Raw genomic sequence first — 16,168 nt, 5'->3', positions numbered from 1 at the left:
ATCAATCCACAAACACTTGCACCAATCCTAACATAAATACACAATTCTGTCGCTTTTGGCAAAATATTCCACAAAAATGAGGATATTTCCTCACTGACCCTTGCGACCATACGCACAAGCGATGGTTCCTTGACTTTCGTGTCGACAATTGGAAAGTCTGCTCGCGATCGCCTTCAAAAGCGCGGGGCACCCGAACGGTGTTATCCTGTTCGTTGTGTTTTCTACATTCGATACGGCGTCTCGTGCGGCGATCTTGAAGAAATCAAAGCCAAGCGGGACGTATCGGTCGATCATACAACACTGAGTCAGTTTGCCCGCTTTTGCTCAACGCGGCCGCGACTTGGCCGTGAAAAAGCGATCAAATCACCCGGTCGTTCCCCCCGTCCAACGGTATTTGGGCACCGGTGGTCCTACGAAATCCCTCCCCGACCAGACTTAGCGCAGCCTTGGCAACATGATCCGAGGTAATTTCAGCTTTCATGAGGTTGCGGGTCTTGTAGGCTTCGACCGAAAGACCATAGCGTTTCGCGGATCGATCCAACGCTTCATCGGTCCAAAGGTCCGTATCGAAAACTGCATCCGGGTGCAGCGCGTTTACCGTGATCCCCGCTTCGGCCAATTCCAGCGCAAGAACCCGCATAAGCTGCGTCTGACCTGCCTTGGCGACGGAATAGGCTGCCGCTCCGGCTCCGGGTGCAGGCACATTTCGCGACGCCATGAACAGAATCGACGGATCGAAGCCATGGCGCAGATAGGGAATCGCGGCGCGCGCAAGGATCATGTGCGCGTCCTGATTGACCCGCATCGAACGCGACCAGTTGTCGTCGTTCATGTCTTCAACATGTGCGCCGGCAGTAAATATGCCCGCGTTCGAAATAAGGATGTCGAGGCCCCCGTAAGAGCGCGCGACGCGCGCCAGCGCATCTTTAACAGAAGAGGCGTCCGTCGCATCCACAACAACCCCTTCCAGCCCCGATGCAGAAAGCGCTTCGGCAATTGCAGGGTTGATGTCAAAACCGACTACGACCGCGCCCGCGGCGTGCAGCTTTTGCGCAATGGCCCGACCTATGCCCGTAGCGGCTCCTGTGACTACTGCGATCTTGCCCGTCAGTTCCGGGCCTTTTGGTTGCTTTTTGAGCTTGGCTTGCTCTAACTCCCAATATTCCAATCCGCGCAGATCATCTTCGCTGAGACCCTGCCAACCACCGGTTTTGTCTGCATAGAGCAGGGCTTTGGCGGTTGTGCACGCAACATCGGCAGAAATATTGGCGCGCTTCAGATTTGGACCAAAGCTGCGAATGTTGCCAGTGGTGCTGACCGCCCAATGTGGATTGAGTGGCAGGCGCTGCAATGTCTTGTCGCACGCCCGGTCGAAATAGGCTTGGTAGTCATTCGCAAAAACGGCCAGTCCTTCGGCCGGGTCTTCGCCATGAAAGGCGGGAAAAGGCAACGAAGGGGTGACCGGTTTTGATTAGGGGGGCTTAACACCCACACACTCGATACCGGCGGCGTTCTACCTGAGGAGGCGGCACTCAGCCAGCCGCGCAATACCATATTCGCAGGTCTCGCTTCCCGCCCAGAGCTGCCTTCCACAAACCCTGAATGGTTCGGAGTTCTAGACGCCCGGATCGACCTGTCAGGTATGATCCTCTGCCGTTTCCACGGTGTTCCAGAAAACCCGAAGCAAGTACAGCGTGGGTGGGCGGAGCGGCTTGTAGCGCGCTTGCGGTAGTCAGGCAAAACGCCTGATCGCGTTCTAAACATCGGGTCGCCAATCCTTAAGGTAGAAGTTCCCAAATTAGGGCCGAGCGTCAAGATTGCGTAGTCAACGGCCGTCTCGTCGTCCGAAAAATGCCGGCCTTAATATACTTTCAAGGAGCTCATGCGTTGTTCTCCCTATCAGTCTCAGAAGATATCGGGCGCCCTTGCGCCCGGGCCCCATGTCAAAGGATCAGGAAGACCGACGCTGGACCATGCTTCTTGCAAAACACGCGAGTCCTCGGAACGTGTCCTGGGCAAATCGTCAAGGATATCGAACCACGAAACCCGGCTTTCCATTCCATTATGCGCCGCCGGTGCGTAATCCTGCGGGTTGTCGAGACTAGTGGTGAAAATCACGAGGTGGGCCGCTTCGTGCGGGCGTTTCATATGGTACACAAGGCTCGAACCACAAGTAGGACAAAAGCCCCGACGCGCGATCGGTGATGAGGTGAAGTATTTTGGTTCAGCATCAGTAAACCTCACCGCAGACGCAGGGAAGGCGGTATAGGCGCTCATCGTGGAGCCTGAGAATTTCTGACATATGCGGCAATGACAATAGCCAGAGCTCAGGGGTGGCGCGTTGATCTCGAAGCGGATTTCACCACACAAACAACCTCCCGTAACGAGTGTCTTCTGCAGCGCGTCAGGGTCCAGATCCATAAAGCCGCCTGATGGTCCGCGTTTTGCGTGCGTCTTGTAGACATGAAGCGGCGCGTCGCCCCTCTTGAGTTTTTTGAAGCCTGCATCGTCAAATTCAATATCGATTTTACCGCGGACCTGGGCCATGACTTCTCCAGATACGGCGATCCCGCCGGGCTCTGCGAGTGCTTCAAGACGGGCTGCAGCATTGACGCCGCTGCCCATCAAATCGTCACCCTGAACCGCAACGTCGCCCACGGAAACCCCAACACGTAGTCTTAGCTGATCACCTCCTGCAACAAACTGGCTCCGCTCCATTGTGCGCTGAATGCCGATAGCACATTTGACTGCTTCCAAAGTGCTGGAAAACTCCGCGAGAAATCCATCGCCCATGAATTTGAAGAGTCGTCCCCGGTTGGCTTGAACGAGCATCTCGATAACTTCGCGACGCAGACGTTCCACTTGCCGCAGCGTCCCGTCTTCGTCTTTGTCAACCAAAGCAGCGAACCCGACCACGTCGGTTGCAAGTATTGCAGCAAGTCTACGTTCCATCGTGTCCTCTCCTCGATATTGACCAAAGCACACCATATCCCAAGCGCCACTATTCTCCTATCCGGCAGGTTAAACCCAACAGTTGGCGAACTGCTCTACGACAAGTCCGCAGACGCTTTCGGATCACATGCAGCCATCAAAATTTCCCACCGGTAACTGTAGAACGACAAATGGTCGCGTGGAATCTTCAGTCCGCTCAGGGCTCCAACGCGACATTGGCCCAGCATTCTCAGATGGCCGTATCGTCCGCAAAGCCGTCATTAGTGTGCTCCACAGCGAACGACTGCTATGTGGACAAACCAGACATTTGTGATTGGACAAGGCACGTCTGCTTAGCGCCTGTTCCCGACCTTGGCTTCAGGATGTCTGAAAGCGCACTTGACATGTTTTGCGCTCATGTTTCCCAAGGTGGTTTTGCCCCAATCTCTGCGATCAGAAAATCCATGAACACCCGCACTTTAGGAGATAATACATTGGACTTGGGATAGATAAGCCAAAGAACATTATCTTCTTTGGCCACAAAGTTAGGCAGAACTTGGGTTAACTGGCCTGACTTCAGGTGTTCATGCACACTCCACAGAGCGTTCAGAGAAATACCGGCCCCGGCCAGCGTTGCACAGACCTGGCTTTGGCCGTCATCGATAATCAATTGACCCTTGGCGGATGCGGGATCGAAAACCGCATCCTTGCCGGCAGGTCCTGTAAGCGGGCGTGGTTGGCGATTTTGGAAAGCAATTAAGTGGTGGTTTGTTAGATCGCTGGGAGTTTTGGGGATGCCGTGTTTGTCGAGATAATGCGGCGCGGCACATAGAACGCGCTGGTCATCTGCCAGTTTCCGACCTTTCAAGCTGGTGTCCACTAGCGGCGCGTTCCTCAGTGCTAAGTCATAACTCCCTTCGATAAGATCGAACTGAACATCTGACAGACGTAAATCGAGTGTGAGGTCGGGGTTTTGCTGAAGAAATTTAGGCAAGATCGGTGCGATGTATCGCTGTGCAAAAGTGCTAGGCGCAGCGAAGCGCAATGTGCCTCGGATGGCGGTTGTTTGCTTGCCCAAGGCCGTAAGCGCCGCTTCCTCCTGTGCGATGATCTCTCGGGCAAAAGGCAGGAAATCGGCACCTTCGACGGACAGTGACACTTTGCGCGTTGTGCGATGCAAAAGCTCGGAAGCCAGGTTCTGCTCCAACTTGGCTAGCTTTGCGCTCGAGACCGCTGGAGCCATACCCAGTGCGCGCCCAGCAGCGCTTATGTTCAGCATTTCCGCTGCTGCTACAAACAATCGCAGCGCATCTGTATCAAGTCCCATTATATCGAAAACCCGAATTATCAATCCATGGATGGGCAGTTTATATGTAAATAGATTGGCGTTAAATCCCTTTCACCGATGCAACAAAGCGTAGGAAGGAGGCGCAAATGACGCGGATAGCCACTGTCAACTACCACGTTCACAAGCCTTACCGGCAAGCCTTTGAACTAGATGCAGGCGGGATTTCCGGTAATCTGGTTGCCCCCGAACTGGTCTCCACAGCCGTTACGTTAGAAGATACCCGCGCTACGACCAACACAGTTACATTTGCGTTCGATGCTGTCGAATTCATGCCGCTGAAAACGCAAGTCCAAGACTTTGCCAGGGATGCTTGGAAACCAACATACGATGCAGAACTGACATCAATGCTATTGGACAGGCTGAGTGTGTGCGAAGTTGTGGTTTTTGATCATACCGTTCGCACCGATGATCCTGGTGCGACACGCAAACCCGCGCGCAACGTCCACAGTGACTATAGCAAGGACGGAGCCGAACAGCGGCTTGTCGACCTGTTGGGCGCCGAAACCGCAGCGGAATGGGCGCAAGGTCACTATGCTTTTGTCAATGTGTGGCGCCCTGTGGGTCATCCTATCAATTCAGCACCTCTTGGCTTTGTTTGCCCATCATCGGTTGATCCGTCTGACTGGATCCTGCTGGACCTGATCTACCCCGAACGCAAAGGGCAAATCATGGGGCTGGTGGGAAACCCCGAACATGAGTGGATCTATCAATCCAAGATGACGCCAGATGAGGTCGCGATCTTTAACATCTACGACAATCGCGGCCTTCCATCGATTGCGCATAGCGCGCTTGATATGGTCGAGGATCCAAATGTCACTACCATTCGCAAGAGCATCGAGAGCCGCACTTTGGTGCGCTATTAAGGGGGTCCTGACATGTTGGATGAAACGCAGCCGACTGAGTTTTCCCAAATCAACGTGGCCTACAACCGGGTGTTTCGCCCGGGGCGTCTAAGCGTAGGCCTTGTGTTACCGCTTGAAGCATACGCAGTCGGCGCAGAGCCGACGCTGCGGGAACATCTGGAAGCGGCTCAGAGGGCAGAGGAACTTGGGTTTGCAGCACTGTGGCTGCGGGACATACCGTTTAATGTTCCAAGCTTTGGTGATCCCGGACAGGTATTCGATCCCTTTGTTTATCTGGGTGCACTTGCAACGGCGACAGACCGGATTGCGCTTGGAACGTCGAGTGTAATTCTACCATTGCGCCACCCGGCACATGTGGCCAAGGCAGCGGCGACCGCAGATGTGCTGTCGGGTGGACGGTTGTTGTTGGGTGTAGCTTCGGGCGACCGCCCCGAGGAGTACCCGGCGATGAACCAGAGCTATGATGACAGGGATGAACGTTTCCGCGACAGCGTTGGCTACATCCGCGCTGTTGGATCGGACTATCCCAAGCATGAAAGCGCTCAGGGCACGCTGTATGGTGGGGTTGACCTATTGCCAAAACCGCATGGAGCCCGCCTGCCGATGCTCATTACCGGTGGTAGCCAGCAAACGCCCAATTGGGTGGCACAGAACGGCGACGGCTGGATGACCTATCCGCGCAACGCCGCAGCTCAGGGGCAGGTCATCGCGGATTATCGGCGACGGGTGAAGGCCGCGGGCCAATCGGACAAGCCGGTCATGCAATCGCTTTACGTCGATGTCGTTGCTGATCCAGCTGCCCCTCCTCGCCCGATCCATCTTGGGTTTCAATCTGGCACTGGCTTCCTTCGCAGCTATCTGCGCGAGATTGAAATGCTTGGGGTCAATCACGTCGCACTGAACCTTAGGTTCAATCAAGCGCCTATCGAGGCGACCCTCGAACACTTGGCGGATACTTTGCTGCCTGACTTTTCTTAAAGGATCAGACCAATGACCAAGATTATTCTCATTACAGGTTCAACAGACGGCATTGGCTTGCTCACTGCAAAGAAGCTAGCAGCCGCCGGGCACAAATTGCTCTTGCATGGTCGTAGCGTATCTAAATTGGAGAGTGCTGCTGCCGCAGTCGGCGGTGATGTCGAAACCTATGTCGCCGATCTAAGCGATCTGTCCGCGGTGCGAGATCTAGCCGAAAGCGTACGGGCCAAGCATGACAAACTGGATGTGTTGATCAACAACGCAGGTGTTTTGAAAGCCCCGAAATCCGTCCTTGAGAATGGGCAGGACATCCGTTTTGTCGTGAACACGCTCGCACCTTATCTGCTGACCGAATTGCTGCTGCCGGTCATTCCCGCTGACGGTCGCGTTGTGAACCTGTCATCGGCAGCGCAAGCCCCGGTAAACATCAAAGCCATGCAAGGCAATGTGCCGCTTGCGGATATGGAAGCTTATGCGCAAAGCAAATTAGCTATCACCATCTGGACTCAGGATTGGGCCAAGTCGCGAGCCGAAACACCGGTAATCGTTGCTGTAAATCCCGGATCACTTTTGGCCTCAAAGATGGTGAAAGAAGGCTTTGGCGTTTCCGGCAACGACATGAGCATTGGCGCCGATATCCTGATTGAAGCGGCGCTAGGCGAGAGGTTCACCGATGCGTCAGGTGCCTATTTTGACAATGATATTGGTGCTTTCGCAAATCCGCATGCCGCAGCACGGGACAAAGATCACGTTGCCGACGTCATGACCACGATCAGGGACTTGATTGGCCGGACTGGCTAACCCTCGCGGCGCGAAAGCGCCCCACACTTCCACCTTTAACTCTCCGACACCCCTCACGCATGCCGCGTCGAGGCCCAAGAAAGGACTGCCTGATGAAATACGAGAACTTTCAAACCTTTGACGTAGACGTTGAATACGGCATCGCCACCGTGACGTTCAACTTTGGTTCCGTGAACGTGCAAGGCCAGGCAATGCTGGCCGATCTCAACAGCCTGGCAATGCGGTTGGAGCGTGACCGCGAAACCAAGGTCGTAATCTTCCAATCCGCCAATCCGGAAATCTGGGTCTGCCACTACGACACCGAGCTTCTCAAGGATATGTCGACCGAGGCGGTATCTCGCGACGATGCACAGCTTTTGGACCTGCAATCGGTTTGCGAACGGATCAGCAAGGTGCCGCAGGCCACCATCGCAAAACTGGAAGGGTATGCACGCGGTGGCGGACACGAATTGGCGTTGGCGCTCGACATGCGCTTTGCCGCGCGAGGAAAGTACAAGTTCATGCAGATGGAGGTCGGCATGGGCATCTTACCCTGCGGCGGTGGCGCCTCTCGCATGGCGCGCCAGACCGGTCTTGGCAAAGCACTTGAGATCATCCTGAGCGCGCAGGACTATGACGCGGATGATGCAGAGCGTTTGGGCACCATCAATAAGGCGTTGGAGCCGGACGAAATTGGCCCATATGTAACCGCACTGGCCGAACGGATTGCAAAATTCCCAGCTGAGTCGATCAATGCCTGCAAGAAGATGGTCTACGAATCAATCGACAAACCCATTGATGAGGCGCTGAAAGCCGAGGCTTATTGGCTCTATCAGGCCACCAGCAAAACCCCGGCGGTCAAACGTTTCACCATCGCGGATGAACAAGGGTTACAGCACGACATCGAGAACCAGCGCAAATGGGGCGATCTGGTGATGCAGGTGCAGGACATCAACTGACTTTCCCCCCAATACATCGATCTCGTCAGGCGTGCGTTGTTGCAACGTGCCCCTGATATTACGTCACAAAAAGGAACAAACCAATGAAAGCAATGGTTCTAAATTCATACGGGCCAGATGCGCCGTTCGAGATTGTAGATATGCCCGACCCGGTCGCGACTTCTGGACACGTGATCGTCAAAGTAGCCGCCGCCAGCGTCAACACGGTCGACACAATGATCCGAAGTATGGGCGCTGACCTACCCCTTTCCCCCGCACTACCCGCGGTGCTCGGCATGGACTTTGCTGGCACAGTCGTCGCAATTGGCGAAGGTGTGACGGGTTTTGCCAAGGGCGATGAGGTATATGGCTGTGCCGGAGGCTTAATGGACTTGCCGGGCTCTTTGGCAGAGTACATTAATGCGGATGCCCGCCTGATTGCCCACAAACCTAAGTCGCTGAGCATGCGAGAAGCCGCAGCGCTGCCTCTCGTTGGCATCACCGCATACGAAGGATTGACGCGCGCCGATGTTGGCCAAGGGCAAACCGTACTCGTCCAAGGCGGCGCCGGTGGTGTTGGTCATGTCGCCGTTCAGATCGCCCGACACCTCGGCGCCACCGTTTCGGCGACAGGTCGTGGCGCAGATCAGATGGCCCTGATCGAGAGTATCGGTGCGCGTCCCTTAGACTTCACAACGCAAAAGGTTGAGGACTACGTGGCTGAGCACACCGATTGTGTAGGCTTCGACGTGGTGTTTGACAGCGTGGGTGGACCGAATATGACTAACTCGTTCGAAGCGGCGAAACTCAATGGTCAAGTCGCTTCAACGGTTGCGATGGTCGAGATTGATTTGACGCCCGCGCATTTCAAAGGTCTGTCTCTGCATGTCGTTTTCATGTTGATCCCGATGATGCACGATGTCGAACGGCAAACCCATGGGGACATCTTGCGGACGCTAGCGGAACTGGCAGACGCCGGCGGGCTCAAACCGATTGTTGACGAACAGGCGTTTGGGTGGACGAATGTCGGTGCCGCCTATGCGCGCCTGACAAATGGAGCTGCAGTCGGAAAAGTCGTTGTGGAGATGTAATCAGATTTAGCTGGGAATGGTGCGCGTGCAATGACCTTGCGCGCTATCTCAGTTTAAACTGCAATTGATGTCGGCTATCGGTGCTTAGCTGACCTTAGTGCTTATTTCAGCATTGGTCACTCTGGGCTCCACGCGGTCATTCGCAAAATCTCGATGTATGTCCACTTTGCGGACAAAGCCGCCTTATGCTCATCGCTTTCTGACGGCTGGTCTCACATCCGAAGCGGACCTTCATTTCGAGCTTTACATCCTCCGAGATGCGTACGAAGCGGGCATTGCTCAAGGCGACTAACGCACAGTATCTGCCATCCGCCGCTTGCGACTACTAAGCTGTCCTTCCAGAGATTAGTTCGCAGTCGTCTGACAGCCTGTGGCCCAAACACAAGAGGCTAGACACCAGAGCTGAAGCATGGCTGGATTGCTTAGAGATTGTCTAGTCGGACGGAGATTCCCAAAATGAAAAGAAATGCAAACAAGCTGTTAGTGACTTCCGCTATTGCTATCGCTCTTTTGGCCTCCGGTACGATATTTACTGCTTCTACAAAACCAGCAAGCGCAGAGGCTGGCTATTTCTGGGACGAAACCGTTGAGTCTTTAGATAGAAGCCCTTGGATATTTGAAGGCACAAATGTTTTTGGCGAATTAGCACGAGTTCCACCGTCAGATTGGGTGCGTACTTTGGAAAAAGCGGCATACCCAACTGAGCTTGAGACTTTTGTTTTCACAGCTAGCAATAGTGAAGAACAGAACATCAACGATTGGTTGCATCAAACGCATACCGATAGCTTTTTGATTTATCACGATGGCAAATTGGTCGCTGAAAAGTACTTCAATGGCATGAGAGCTGATACGCCTCACCGCATTCACTCGATCACCAAGACAGTGTTGGGTATGGCAGCTGGGCTGGCGGTTGAGGCGGGAGAATTAGATCCTAAAAAGCTGATCACCGAATACCTGCCAGAGTTGGAAGGCCCAGCATTCAAAAATACAACGGTTAGACACCTACTTGATATGACCGCTGCTGTTGATTGGAAAGATGCTTCTAGCGGCTACTTAGACGATGCCGGTGATCTGTTTTGTGCGTTTGGTCAGGACCTCTCTGAAAAAGTTGAAATTTGTGATACAGAATCTGGCGTTAAGGAGTACATGATCTCTCTGAGTAATCGCGAGACCCTGGTAAAAGACGGTGAAGTTTATAGTTACCGTTCGGTGCTATCTGCGCTGCTGGGTATGGTTATCGAGTCGGCAACTGGAGAAAGCTATCTGGATGTACTGGCCGAGTTGTGGCAGGACATCGGTGCTCAGGACCCCGCATACACCGAACTAGGGCCCAAAAGGATTGTGCAAACGAGTGGTGGGTTATTTACCAGCTCTCGTGACCTATTGCGATTTGGCATAATGATGCTGGACAACGGAAAGGTTAACGACACTCAAGTTATTCCTCCGGATTGGATAGCTGACACGATTCAAGCAAATGACGATGTGATCGCAGCTTATGAGAAAAGCGCATATGCGGAGGTGTTTGAAGGCTTCCACTACCGTAATCAAGTTTGGGTGAAAGATAGAGAAAAAGGTGCGTTCTATGGTATCGGTGTCTATGGGCAGCTATTGTATGTGAACCAGGAAGACAATGTGGTTATGGTGAAGCTATCAAGCCAACCAGAAGTTCAAAACACACCTATGTACCTGGACTCGATGGTTGCGATGAAAGGAATCGCAGAGACTTTGAGCAAGTGAATTCCAAAGCGCCTTAGTCTCTAAAGCACAACTCGAAAAGTGAAGAAGATGTACTAGTAGCTTTCTCAGAGAACGCTGCGACTTGATCGTTAAACTGCCAATGGAATTGAAAAACCAACGGCAGCTTTTGTCTGCACTTCGGGCATTGATGAACGGTGCAGAAATTTGAACTTAGGGCTCAGCGCGGCCGTTCGCTGCGTTCCGTCTGAATGACCGCTGCGCGGACAAAGCTGCCATTTTGCGGAAAAGCTTCATAATAGGACTGCATGAACGAGTGCAACGCCTCCCACGAATGACTCCGACAGCAAGACTGACTTGTTTCTGAGAATTTGATCGCGCAACATTTGCAAATTCCAGAACCTATTGGGAGGATGGCATGGCGGAGTTGCGCGAGATTGGTCAGACTGGGATACGGGTCCCTCGGATCGGGTTTGGGTCTACAGGATTAGGCAGTATTCCGGAAATTTATGGTTATGAAGTCGACGAAAACCGAGCGATTGGTACCATTAAGGCAATTCTTTCGCAGCCAAATGCATTCTTGGACACGTCGCGTTGCTATGCCATGGGCCGAAGTGAAGAGCGCATCGGGAAAGTCATTCGTGAGCTTGGCGGGTGGCCGGGTGGACGAGTGCTTTCCACCAAGATCGACAGAAATCTGGAAACCGGCGCTTTCGATGCATCCCAAGCACGAAAATCATTTGAGGAAAGCCTTAGAGCTCTCGGTGTCGACAGAGTTGATATTCTCCACATCCATGATGTCGAATACGCCAGCGACTTATCGGAGGTCAAAGAAAGCGGTGGCGCGATTGAAGAGTTGTTTCGTATCAAAGACGAAGGTTTGGCAAAGGCCGTTGGAATTGCTGCGGGACGTGTCGATTTGATGATGCCAATTTTGGAGGGTTGGGATTTTGACGTAGTCCTGACACACAACAGGCACACGCTAGTAAATAACAATGCGGCACCTCTGATTGAATTCGCAAAATCACGAGGCTGTTCGATATTGAACGCAGCACCTTTTTCAGGAGGTGTATTGGCCCGAGGCAGTGCGATCCACCGCTTCTACGTTTATCGACCAGCAGATGATGACATACTTGCGCCAATACGAGCAGTCGAAGAGATATGCGGTCATTACGATGTTCCAGTCGGTGCTGCAGCCTTGCAATACTCGTTAAAAGACGAAGATATCACTTCGACGATTTGCGGAGTTACGTGGCCTCAGCATGTTCAACAGGCGATGGAATGGGCAGAGTGGTCCATCCCTGAAGGCGTTTGGGAGGAACTCGCTGAGCTCGACAAAACTTCGAGCGACCCAGAAGCATAGAGTCGATTTGAAGATAGAATACTATTCTTCCAATTGACCGCTTTGGGCTCGGAACAGTTGTTCGCCGCGTTTCGCCTGAATGGCTGCTATGCAGGCAATACCGCAATATAATCAAATAATGCTCTAAACTGCAGGATTTTTGCTGTCAGGCACTTGGTCTTTACGGGGAAACTCCAGAAACCTTGGCAGATTGTCGGACGCATCAAACCAGGTCAGCCTCTCCCTATGCGCCACGTGCTTTTGCGCCGGAAAGAAGTCGGGTTCGTCCATCGTTCCAACGAAGAAACCAATAACGTTGTTCCCGTTCCACTCGGCCTCATAAGATATAGGCGTCCCACAGTCCTTGCAGAAGGTACGTGAAACGCCTTCGCTTGAAGCAAACTTCTTTCGTTTTCCCTTCGTGAATATCACATCCTTTTGCTGGTACGTGACATAGACAACAGCCGGCGCACCGGTGGACTTCCGACAGGACTTACAATGACAGTACGCGACGTAGTCGGGTCCTACAGCAACCTCAAATCGGATATTCCCGCAAAAGCACCCCCCTTCGGCTTTGTTTGGATAGTCTGTCACTTCTCCTCCTAAGGAAATGCGTAGAATTATATTTTGAGATTGCCTTCCAAGGTTAACATACATTCGCTGAACAGTCTCCTTTGGGCTCAAAGAAGCCGCCTCTCGCTGCAGCATCCACCTGTGACCGAGTTGCGGACAATGCAGTGGTTCAGCTCAGCCGCGAAAAAACCTCCGCACACATCTGGCAAACAGGCTCAATGCTGCGATCAGAACCTGACCCTAAACGCCAGCCCAACCAATGGTGCAGTGTCATACCTTTGCCGACTGATTTCTACTCCGTTCGCATCATCTAGCGTTAGGCGGCCATCAAATTCTGCTCCCGCAAATACACTCAATGAAATTCCAGGATTCGGATTGTACCCAAGAGAAAGAACCACAGGAATACTCTTATCTTCACCCACCCCATCCGGGGCGAGGCCATCCCCATCCAACCTGAAACGAATTCTCTCTGAGCGTGCGGTCAACGAAAGGTCGATAGCCTCATTTAGAGCGTAGCTCAGCGACAACCCGGGGCCTTGCGTTGCTCCGACACCAGAGCCAGTGTTCAAATTCCAGCGGTCATTTATGTCCCAGTCGATAAGCAGAGCCGGAAAAAAATCAGTACCGCTTTCGTCAAATTCAGAAAACGCGCCAAAGGCCGGACCTATCGTTAGGCGCTCGTTCAGTTGCCATGCAATACCTGCAAAAACACCGTAGATTCTACCGTCAGATGAGGAGGCCCCGCTTTGGTAGTCCCACCTGATCTGTGGCGAAACAAAAACCGTTGTTGTATCCCCCGCACGAAACCGGACAGGAACAGCTACGCGAAGGTCCCGGATGTTTTCCCAAGGCTGGTTGTTAGATTGGCTGAAATTATAATCCAGCTTGCCAAAGCTGGTGGAAAGCCCAACGCTGCTTCCGCCTTCTAGATTGTAAAGTGCGGTAGCACGTAGAAACGCTCGACTTGCAGAGAACTTCCCACCGCCACTCAAATCCGCATCCCCTTGAAACGCGGCAAGCCCATCAACCTGGTACGCCCATCCTAACCGAGGCTGGGCAGCCGACGGAAACACGGTGAACCCAAGAAAAACAAATCCAAAGCAGCACGTTAGAAGAAGATTTTTCATCTGACATTTTCCACGTGAGACTGGTTTCCTTTTGGGATGCCATTGCTCGACGAGCGGTTCAAGTCCGATACCCGCACAATCATCTGGGTGCTTGCGTTTTGTGACGAATGGGTAGTGTGATCCGTCTGGAGCGGTTTTTCATGGCAGGAGTTCCTCGATCTTGTTCGTAATGGACGCCGAAAGCGGATCAACGGTTGACCTGTAGGTTTCTACGACTGTGCCATCGGGGCCGATCAAGACCTTGTTGAAATTCCACCTTGGCATGAATCCTTCCTCCTCTTTCAAGGACCGGAAGAAAGGGTGAGCGTCAGGGCCGGTCACGTGTGTTATCACGCTCATCGGCAAATCGATTCCGTATTGCAGTTCGCAGAAATCGCGCACTTCGTCGTTGGTGGCCAGTTCTTGCTTGAAGTCATCCGAAGGGACCGCGACAACAACCAATCCGTGGTTGCGATACCTATCATAAAGGTCTTGAAGCCCCCGGTATTGACGGGTGAACGCGCATTGGGATGCCGTATTGACAACTAGAACCGGTTGACCGTTCCAATCTGACAAAGACAAGGTTCCCCCGTCAATCGAGTCAAACTTCGCGTCAAGTTCAAGGGCGCGCACTTGTTCGCCTAGCAATAGCAAGCCGCAAAGCACAATTATCCGCAACATTCCAAACCTCCAGTTTCATATTTGGATACGGAAGAACAATGCGGACGGATTTCATTTTGTGGACATAGCGAGCGGGCCGCGCGCAACTCCGAGATAGAAATTGGGGATGTGCGAAAGCTCAATACAAGTCCATGATCAGAAATTATCTGGTTCCTCAGTGGCAATGTTAAAACGGCTTCTTCCGAATGTCTTTGAAATCGGTCGTTGCTGAGACGCAGAAAATCATACCAGAACTTTGAATGCGCTCGACATTTTGCGAAGCGCAATACTGTTTTTGGCACCTTTGCACTTTGAACATCCGCGTTGCGACGGGCTCCAAACGCAATAGTGAAGAAGACGTATTCTGCAGCCTAAACAACGCCTGCATTGCTGACGTGGCCGCTCTCAATTCCGGGCAAATATTTACCCGCGGATCAACGCTGAAGTGTCAATCAATTTGCTGGCAGAAGCTGTGAATTCGGCAATCACAATTTGACTTTTCCTTTGTTAGGCAGACTTCTACTTGCAGATCATTTTATTGAAACTGAACCTTGGTCCAAAATAGTTGAAAGGAACTACAATGTCGCACACACCTCGATCCTTTTCTCACATAGGGCTTTCTGTGCCAGACGTTGATGAAGCCGTAAAATTTTATTCCGAGGTATTTGGCTTCTACGTCATCATGCCGCCGACAGACGTTCTCGAGGATGATAGCGATATTGGTGTAATGTGCACGGACGTCTTTGGACCAGAATGGAAAAAACTGCGCATAGCTCACATGGCGACTGCGGATCGCGTTGGGATTGAGATTTTCGAGTTCGACGGGAATTATGCGCCTGAAAACAACATGGACTACCGGCGCAATGGGACATTTCACTTTTGCATCCAAGATCCCGACGTGGAAGGTCTGGTGGAAAAAATCGTAGCGGCAGGTGGAAAGCAGCGGATGCCCATTCGTTACTATTATCCGGGCGATAAACCTTACCGGATGGTCTATGTTGAAGATCCATTCGGTATTGTGTTCGAACTGTACAGCCATTCCTATGAATTGACCTATTCGTCCGGTGCTTACAATTGAGAAACAGTTCAATTTGAAGACTGCTTTGGCTCCAAATAACCGTTCTCAGCGTTGCAGCGCCTCTCAAGTTTTTGAGCGACTGCTTTGAGGTCTGAGCGATCGCTAGTTTCAATTCGCTTCAACGACCGCTTTGCGGACAAAGCAGACGTCCGAGGTTGTCAGTATTAGGTCCGCTTTGAAGTTAACTTGCCTGTTCGCGGTCGAACTGCATGCGAAACTGTCTGACTTCGTCCATCTGTTCATGCGACCAGAATACGAGCGGTTTTAGCATCTCGAGTAAGCTGCGGCCCAACGGCGTCAGTTCATAGGAAACAGCCACCGGTGGCTGGAGTAACACCTCAAACTCATTTGGTGCAGGCTACCCGAACAACTCGATCGGCCTCGCATTTGTTTTTCTTGGTGCAATCGCCTTCAGAATTTCTACCGCTCTCATAGACACACATTGGTGGACTTGTTGACCAACCCTGCTTCGTTGTGCATTCATCTTTGCCCGTGCATTGCGTACCTCCACAAGTTTTGGGGCGCCATTTTCTGAGCGACTGATATGTTTTCCATCCACTTGGGCAAGTTCTGCTAGGAAAAGAACATACCGCTTCTCCATCTATCCTTTCAGTTAACCCTCCGGCGTTGCTACACTCCACCGCTGTGGCTGCCGCACCGTTAGTGGCTGAAACTGCCACAGCAAGGAAGAAGGTTCCTGCAGATAGTTTTGCCATATAACACACCACTTTTTCCCTCCGCGATCGTACGCAGTACGACGGTTAGAATGAGACCAAGAAAATGCT

General features: G+C 52.5%; 15 protein-coding genes. 8 read left to right on the top strand and 7 right to left on the bottom strand.

Annotation, left to right across the window (positions count from 1 at the left end):
* Positions 1-358: 358 nt before the first annotated feature.
* From GOV87_RS18480 to GOV87_RS18470, 3 genes are all read right to left on the bottom strand, one after another.
* Positions 359-1,450: an SDR family oxidoreductase gene (locus tag GOV87_RS18480; RefSeq protein ID WP_254447414.1), complete on the bottom strand. Its 1,092-nt coding sequence runs from the start codon at positions 1,448-1,450 to the stop codon at positions 359-361.
* A gap of 455 nt (positions 1,451-1,905) precedes the next feature.
* Complete coding sequence (locus GOV87_RS18475) at positions 1,906-2,952, bottom strand: GFA family protein (RefSeq protein ID WP_171212747.1); 1,047 nt, start codon at positions 2,950-2,952, stop codon at positions 1,906-1,908.
* A gap of 394 nt (positions 2,953-3,346) precedes the next feature.
* Positions 3,347-4,258 carry a LysR family transcriptional regulator gene (locus GOV87_RS18470; protein WP_171212776.1) on the bottom strand — a complete coding sequence of 304 codons (912 nt, stop codon included), beginning with the start codon at positions 4,256-4,258 and terminating at the stop codon, positions 3,347-3,349.
* Positions 4,259-4,365: 107 nt separating this feature from the next.
* Here GOV87_RS18470 and GOV87_RS18465 point away from each other — a divergent pair, with 107 nt between their 5' ends.
* From GOV87_RS18465 to GOV87_RS18435, 7 genes are all read left to right on the top strand, one after another.
* Positions 4,366-5,142: a CmcJ/NvfI family oxidoreductase gene (locus tag GOV87_RS18465; protein WP_171212746.1), complete on the top strand. Its 777-nt coding sequence runs from the start codon at positions 4,366-4,368 to the stop codon at positions 5,140-5,142.
* A 12-nt stretch (positions 5,143-5,154) separates the two neighbouring features.
* Complete coding sequence (locus GOV87_RS18460) at positions 5,155-6,120, top strand: LLM class oxidoreductase (RefSeq protein ID WP_171212745.1); 966 nt, start codon at positions 5,155-5,157, stop codon at positions 6,118-6,120.
* A gap of 12 nt (positions 6,121-6,132) precedes the next feature.
* Positions 6,133-6,921, top strand: a complete 789-nt coding sequence (locus GOV87_RS18455; protein ID WP_171124929.1) for an SDR family NAD(P)-dependent oxidoreductase — start codon at positions 6,133-6,135, stop codon at positions 6,919-6,921.
* Positions 6,922-7,013: 92 nt separating this feature from the next.
* Entirely contained in the window at positions 7,014-7,859 is an 846-nt protein-coding gene (locus GOV87_RS18450) for an enoyl-CoA hydratase/isomerase family protein (protein WP_171124931.1), read from the top strand.
* Between the two features lie 83 nt (positions 7,860-7,942).
* On the top strand, positions 7,943-8,929 hold the full coding sequence (locus GOV87_RS18445) for a zinc-dependent alcohol dehydrogenase family protein (protein WP_171212744.1): 987 nt from the start codon (positions 7,943-7,945) through the stop codon (positions 8,927-8,929).
* 456 nt (positions 8,930-9,385) lie between these two features.
* Positions 9,386-10,666: a serine hydrolase gene (locus GOV87_RS18440; RefSeq protein WP_171212743.1), complete on the top strand. Its 1,281-nt coding sequence runs from the start codon at positions 9,386-9,388 to the stop codon at positions 10,664-10,666.
* Positions 10,667-11,042: 376 nt separating this feature from the next.
* A complete protein-coding gene (locus GOV87_RS18435; RefSeq protein ID WP_171212742.1) occupies positions 11,043-11,987 on the top strand; it encodes an aldo/keto reductase in 945 nt (314 codons plus the stop codon).
* A gap of 123 nt (positions 11,988-12,110) precedes the next feature.
* On the opposite strand, the gene GOV87_RS18430 is transcribed toward GOV87_RS18435, so the two are convergent.
* The 3 genes from GOV87_RS18430 to GOV87_RS18420 all read right to left on the bottom strand — a co-directional run bounded on the left by GOV87_RS18430 (position 12,111) and on the right by GOV87_RS18420 (position 14,326).
* Positions 12,111-12,623 carry a GFA family protein gene (locus GOV87_RS18430; protein WP_171134973.1) on the bottom strand — a complete coding sequence of 171 codons (513 nt, stop codon included), beginning with the start codon at positions 12,621-12,623 and terminating at the stop codon, positions 12,111-12,113.
* 143 nt (positions 12,624-12,766) lie between these two features.
* A complete protein-coding gene (locus GOV87_RS18425) occupies positions 12,767-13,666 on the bottom strand; it encodes a hypothetical protein (RefSeq protein ID WP_254447413.1) in 900 nt (299 codons plus the stop codon).
* A gap of 138 nt (positions 13,667-13,804) precedes the next feature.
* Positions 13,805-14,326, bottom strand: coding sequence for a glutathione peroxidase (locus GOV87_RS18420; protein WP_171123528.1), 522 nt, complete (start codon positions 14,324-14,326; stop codon positions 13,805-13,807).
* A 559-nt stretch (positions 14,327-14,885) separates the two neighbouring features.
* On the opposite strand from GOV87_RS18420, the gene GOV87_RS18415 reads away from it, so the two are divergent.
* Positions 14,886-15,383: a lactoylglutathione lyase family protein gene (locus GOV87_RS18415; RefSeq protein WP_170412909.1), complete on the top strand. Its 498-nt coding sequence runs from the start codon at positions 14,886-14,888 to the stop codon at positions 15,381-15,383.
* A 181-nt stretch (positions 15,384-15,564) separates the two neighbouring features.
* Here the strand turns inward: GOV87_RS18415 and GOV87_RS20690 are convergent, their stop codons facing one another.
* Positions 15,565-15,720: a hypothetical protein gene (locus tag GOV87_RS20690; protein ID WP_171212741.1), complete on the bottom strand. Its 156-nt coding sequence runs from the start codon at positions 15,718-15,720 to the stop codon at positions 15,565-15,567.
* Positions 15,721-16,168: the final 448 nt, after the last annotated feature.

The organism is Ruegeria sp. HKCCA5426 (assembly GCF_013034585.1).
Classification (GTDB): Bacteria; Pseudomonadota; Alphaproteobacteria; order Rhodobacterales; family Rhodobacteraceae; genus Ruegeria.
This window is presented reverse-complemented; position numbering and strand designations above follow the sequence as displayed.

What these genes read in the sequence shown, in the direction of transcription:
- GOV87_RS18475 (WP_171212747.1), bottom strand. Translation starts at nt 2,952, where the DNA reads ATGGAACGTAGACTTGCTGCAATACTTGCAACCGACGTGGTCGGGTTC.
- GOV87_RS18470 (WP_171212776.1), bottom strand. Translation starts at nt 4,258, where the DNA reads ATGGGACTTGATACAGATGCGCTGCGATTGTTTGTAGCAGCAGCGGAA.
- GOV87_RS18465 (WP_171212746.1), top strand. Translation starts at nt 4,366, where the DNA reads ATGACGCGGATAGCCACTGTCAACTACCACGTTCACAAGCCTTACCGG.
- GOV87_RS18460 (WP_171212745.1), top strand. Translation starts at nt 5,155, where the DNA reads ATGTTGGATGAAACGCAGCCGACTGAGTTTTCCCAAATCAACGTGGCC.
- GOV87_RS18455 (WP_171124929.1), top strand. Translation starts at nt 6,133, where the DNA reads ATGACCAAGATTATTCTCATTACAGGTTCAACAGACGGCATTGGCTTG.
- GOV87_RS18450 (WP_171124931.1), top strand. Translation starts at nt 7,014, where the DNA reads ATGAAATACGAGAACTTTCAAACCTTTGACGTAGACGTTGAATACGGC.
- GOV87_RS18445 (WP_171212744.1), top strand. Translation starts at nt 7,943, where the DNA reads ATGAAAGCAATGGTTCTAAATTCATACGGGCCAGATGCGCCGTTCGAG.
- GOV87_RS18440 (WP_171212743.1), top strand. Translation starts at nt 9,386, where the DNA reads ATGAAAAGAAATGCAAACAAGCTGTTAGTGACTTCCGCTATTGCTATC.
- GOV87_RS18435 (WP_171212742.1), top strand. Translation starts at nt 11,043, where the DNA reads ATGGCGGAGTTGCGCGAGATTGGTCAGACTGGGATACGGGTCCCTCGG.
- GOV87_RS18430 (WP_171134973.1), bottom strand. Translation starts at nt 12,623, where the DNA reads ATGTATGTTAACCTTGGAAGGCAATCTCAAAATATAATTCTACGCATT.
- GOV87_RS18425 (WP_254447413.1), bottom strand. Translation starts at nt 13,666, where the DNA reads ATGAAAAATCTTCTTCTAACGTGCTGCTTTGGATTTGTTTTTCTTGGG.
- GOV87_RS18420 (WP_171123528.1), bottom strand. Translation starts at nt 14,326, where the DNA reads ATGTTGCGGATAATTGTGCTTTGCGGCTTGCTATTGCTAGGCGAACAA.
- GOV87_RS18415 (WP_170412909.1), top strand. Translation starts at nt 14,886, where the DNA reads ATGTCGCACACACCTCGATCCTTTTCTCACATAGGGCTTTCTGTGCCA.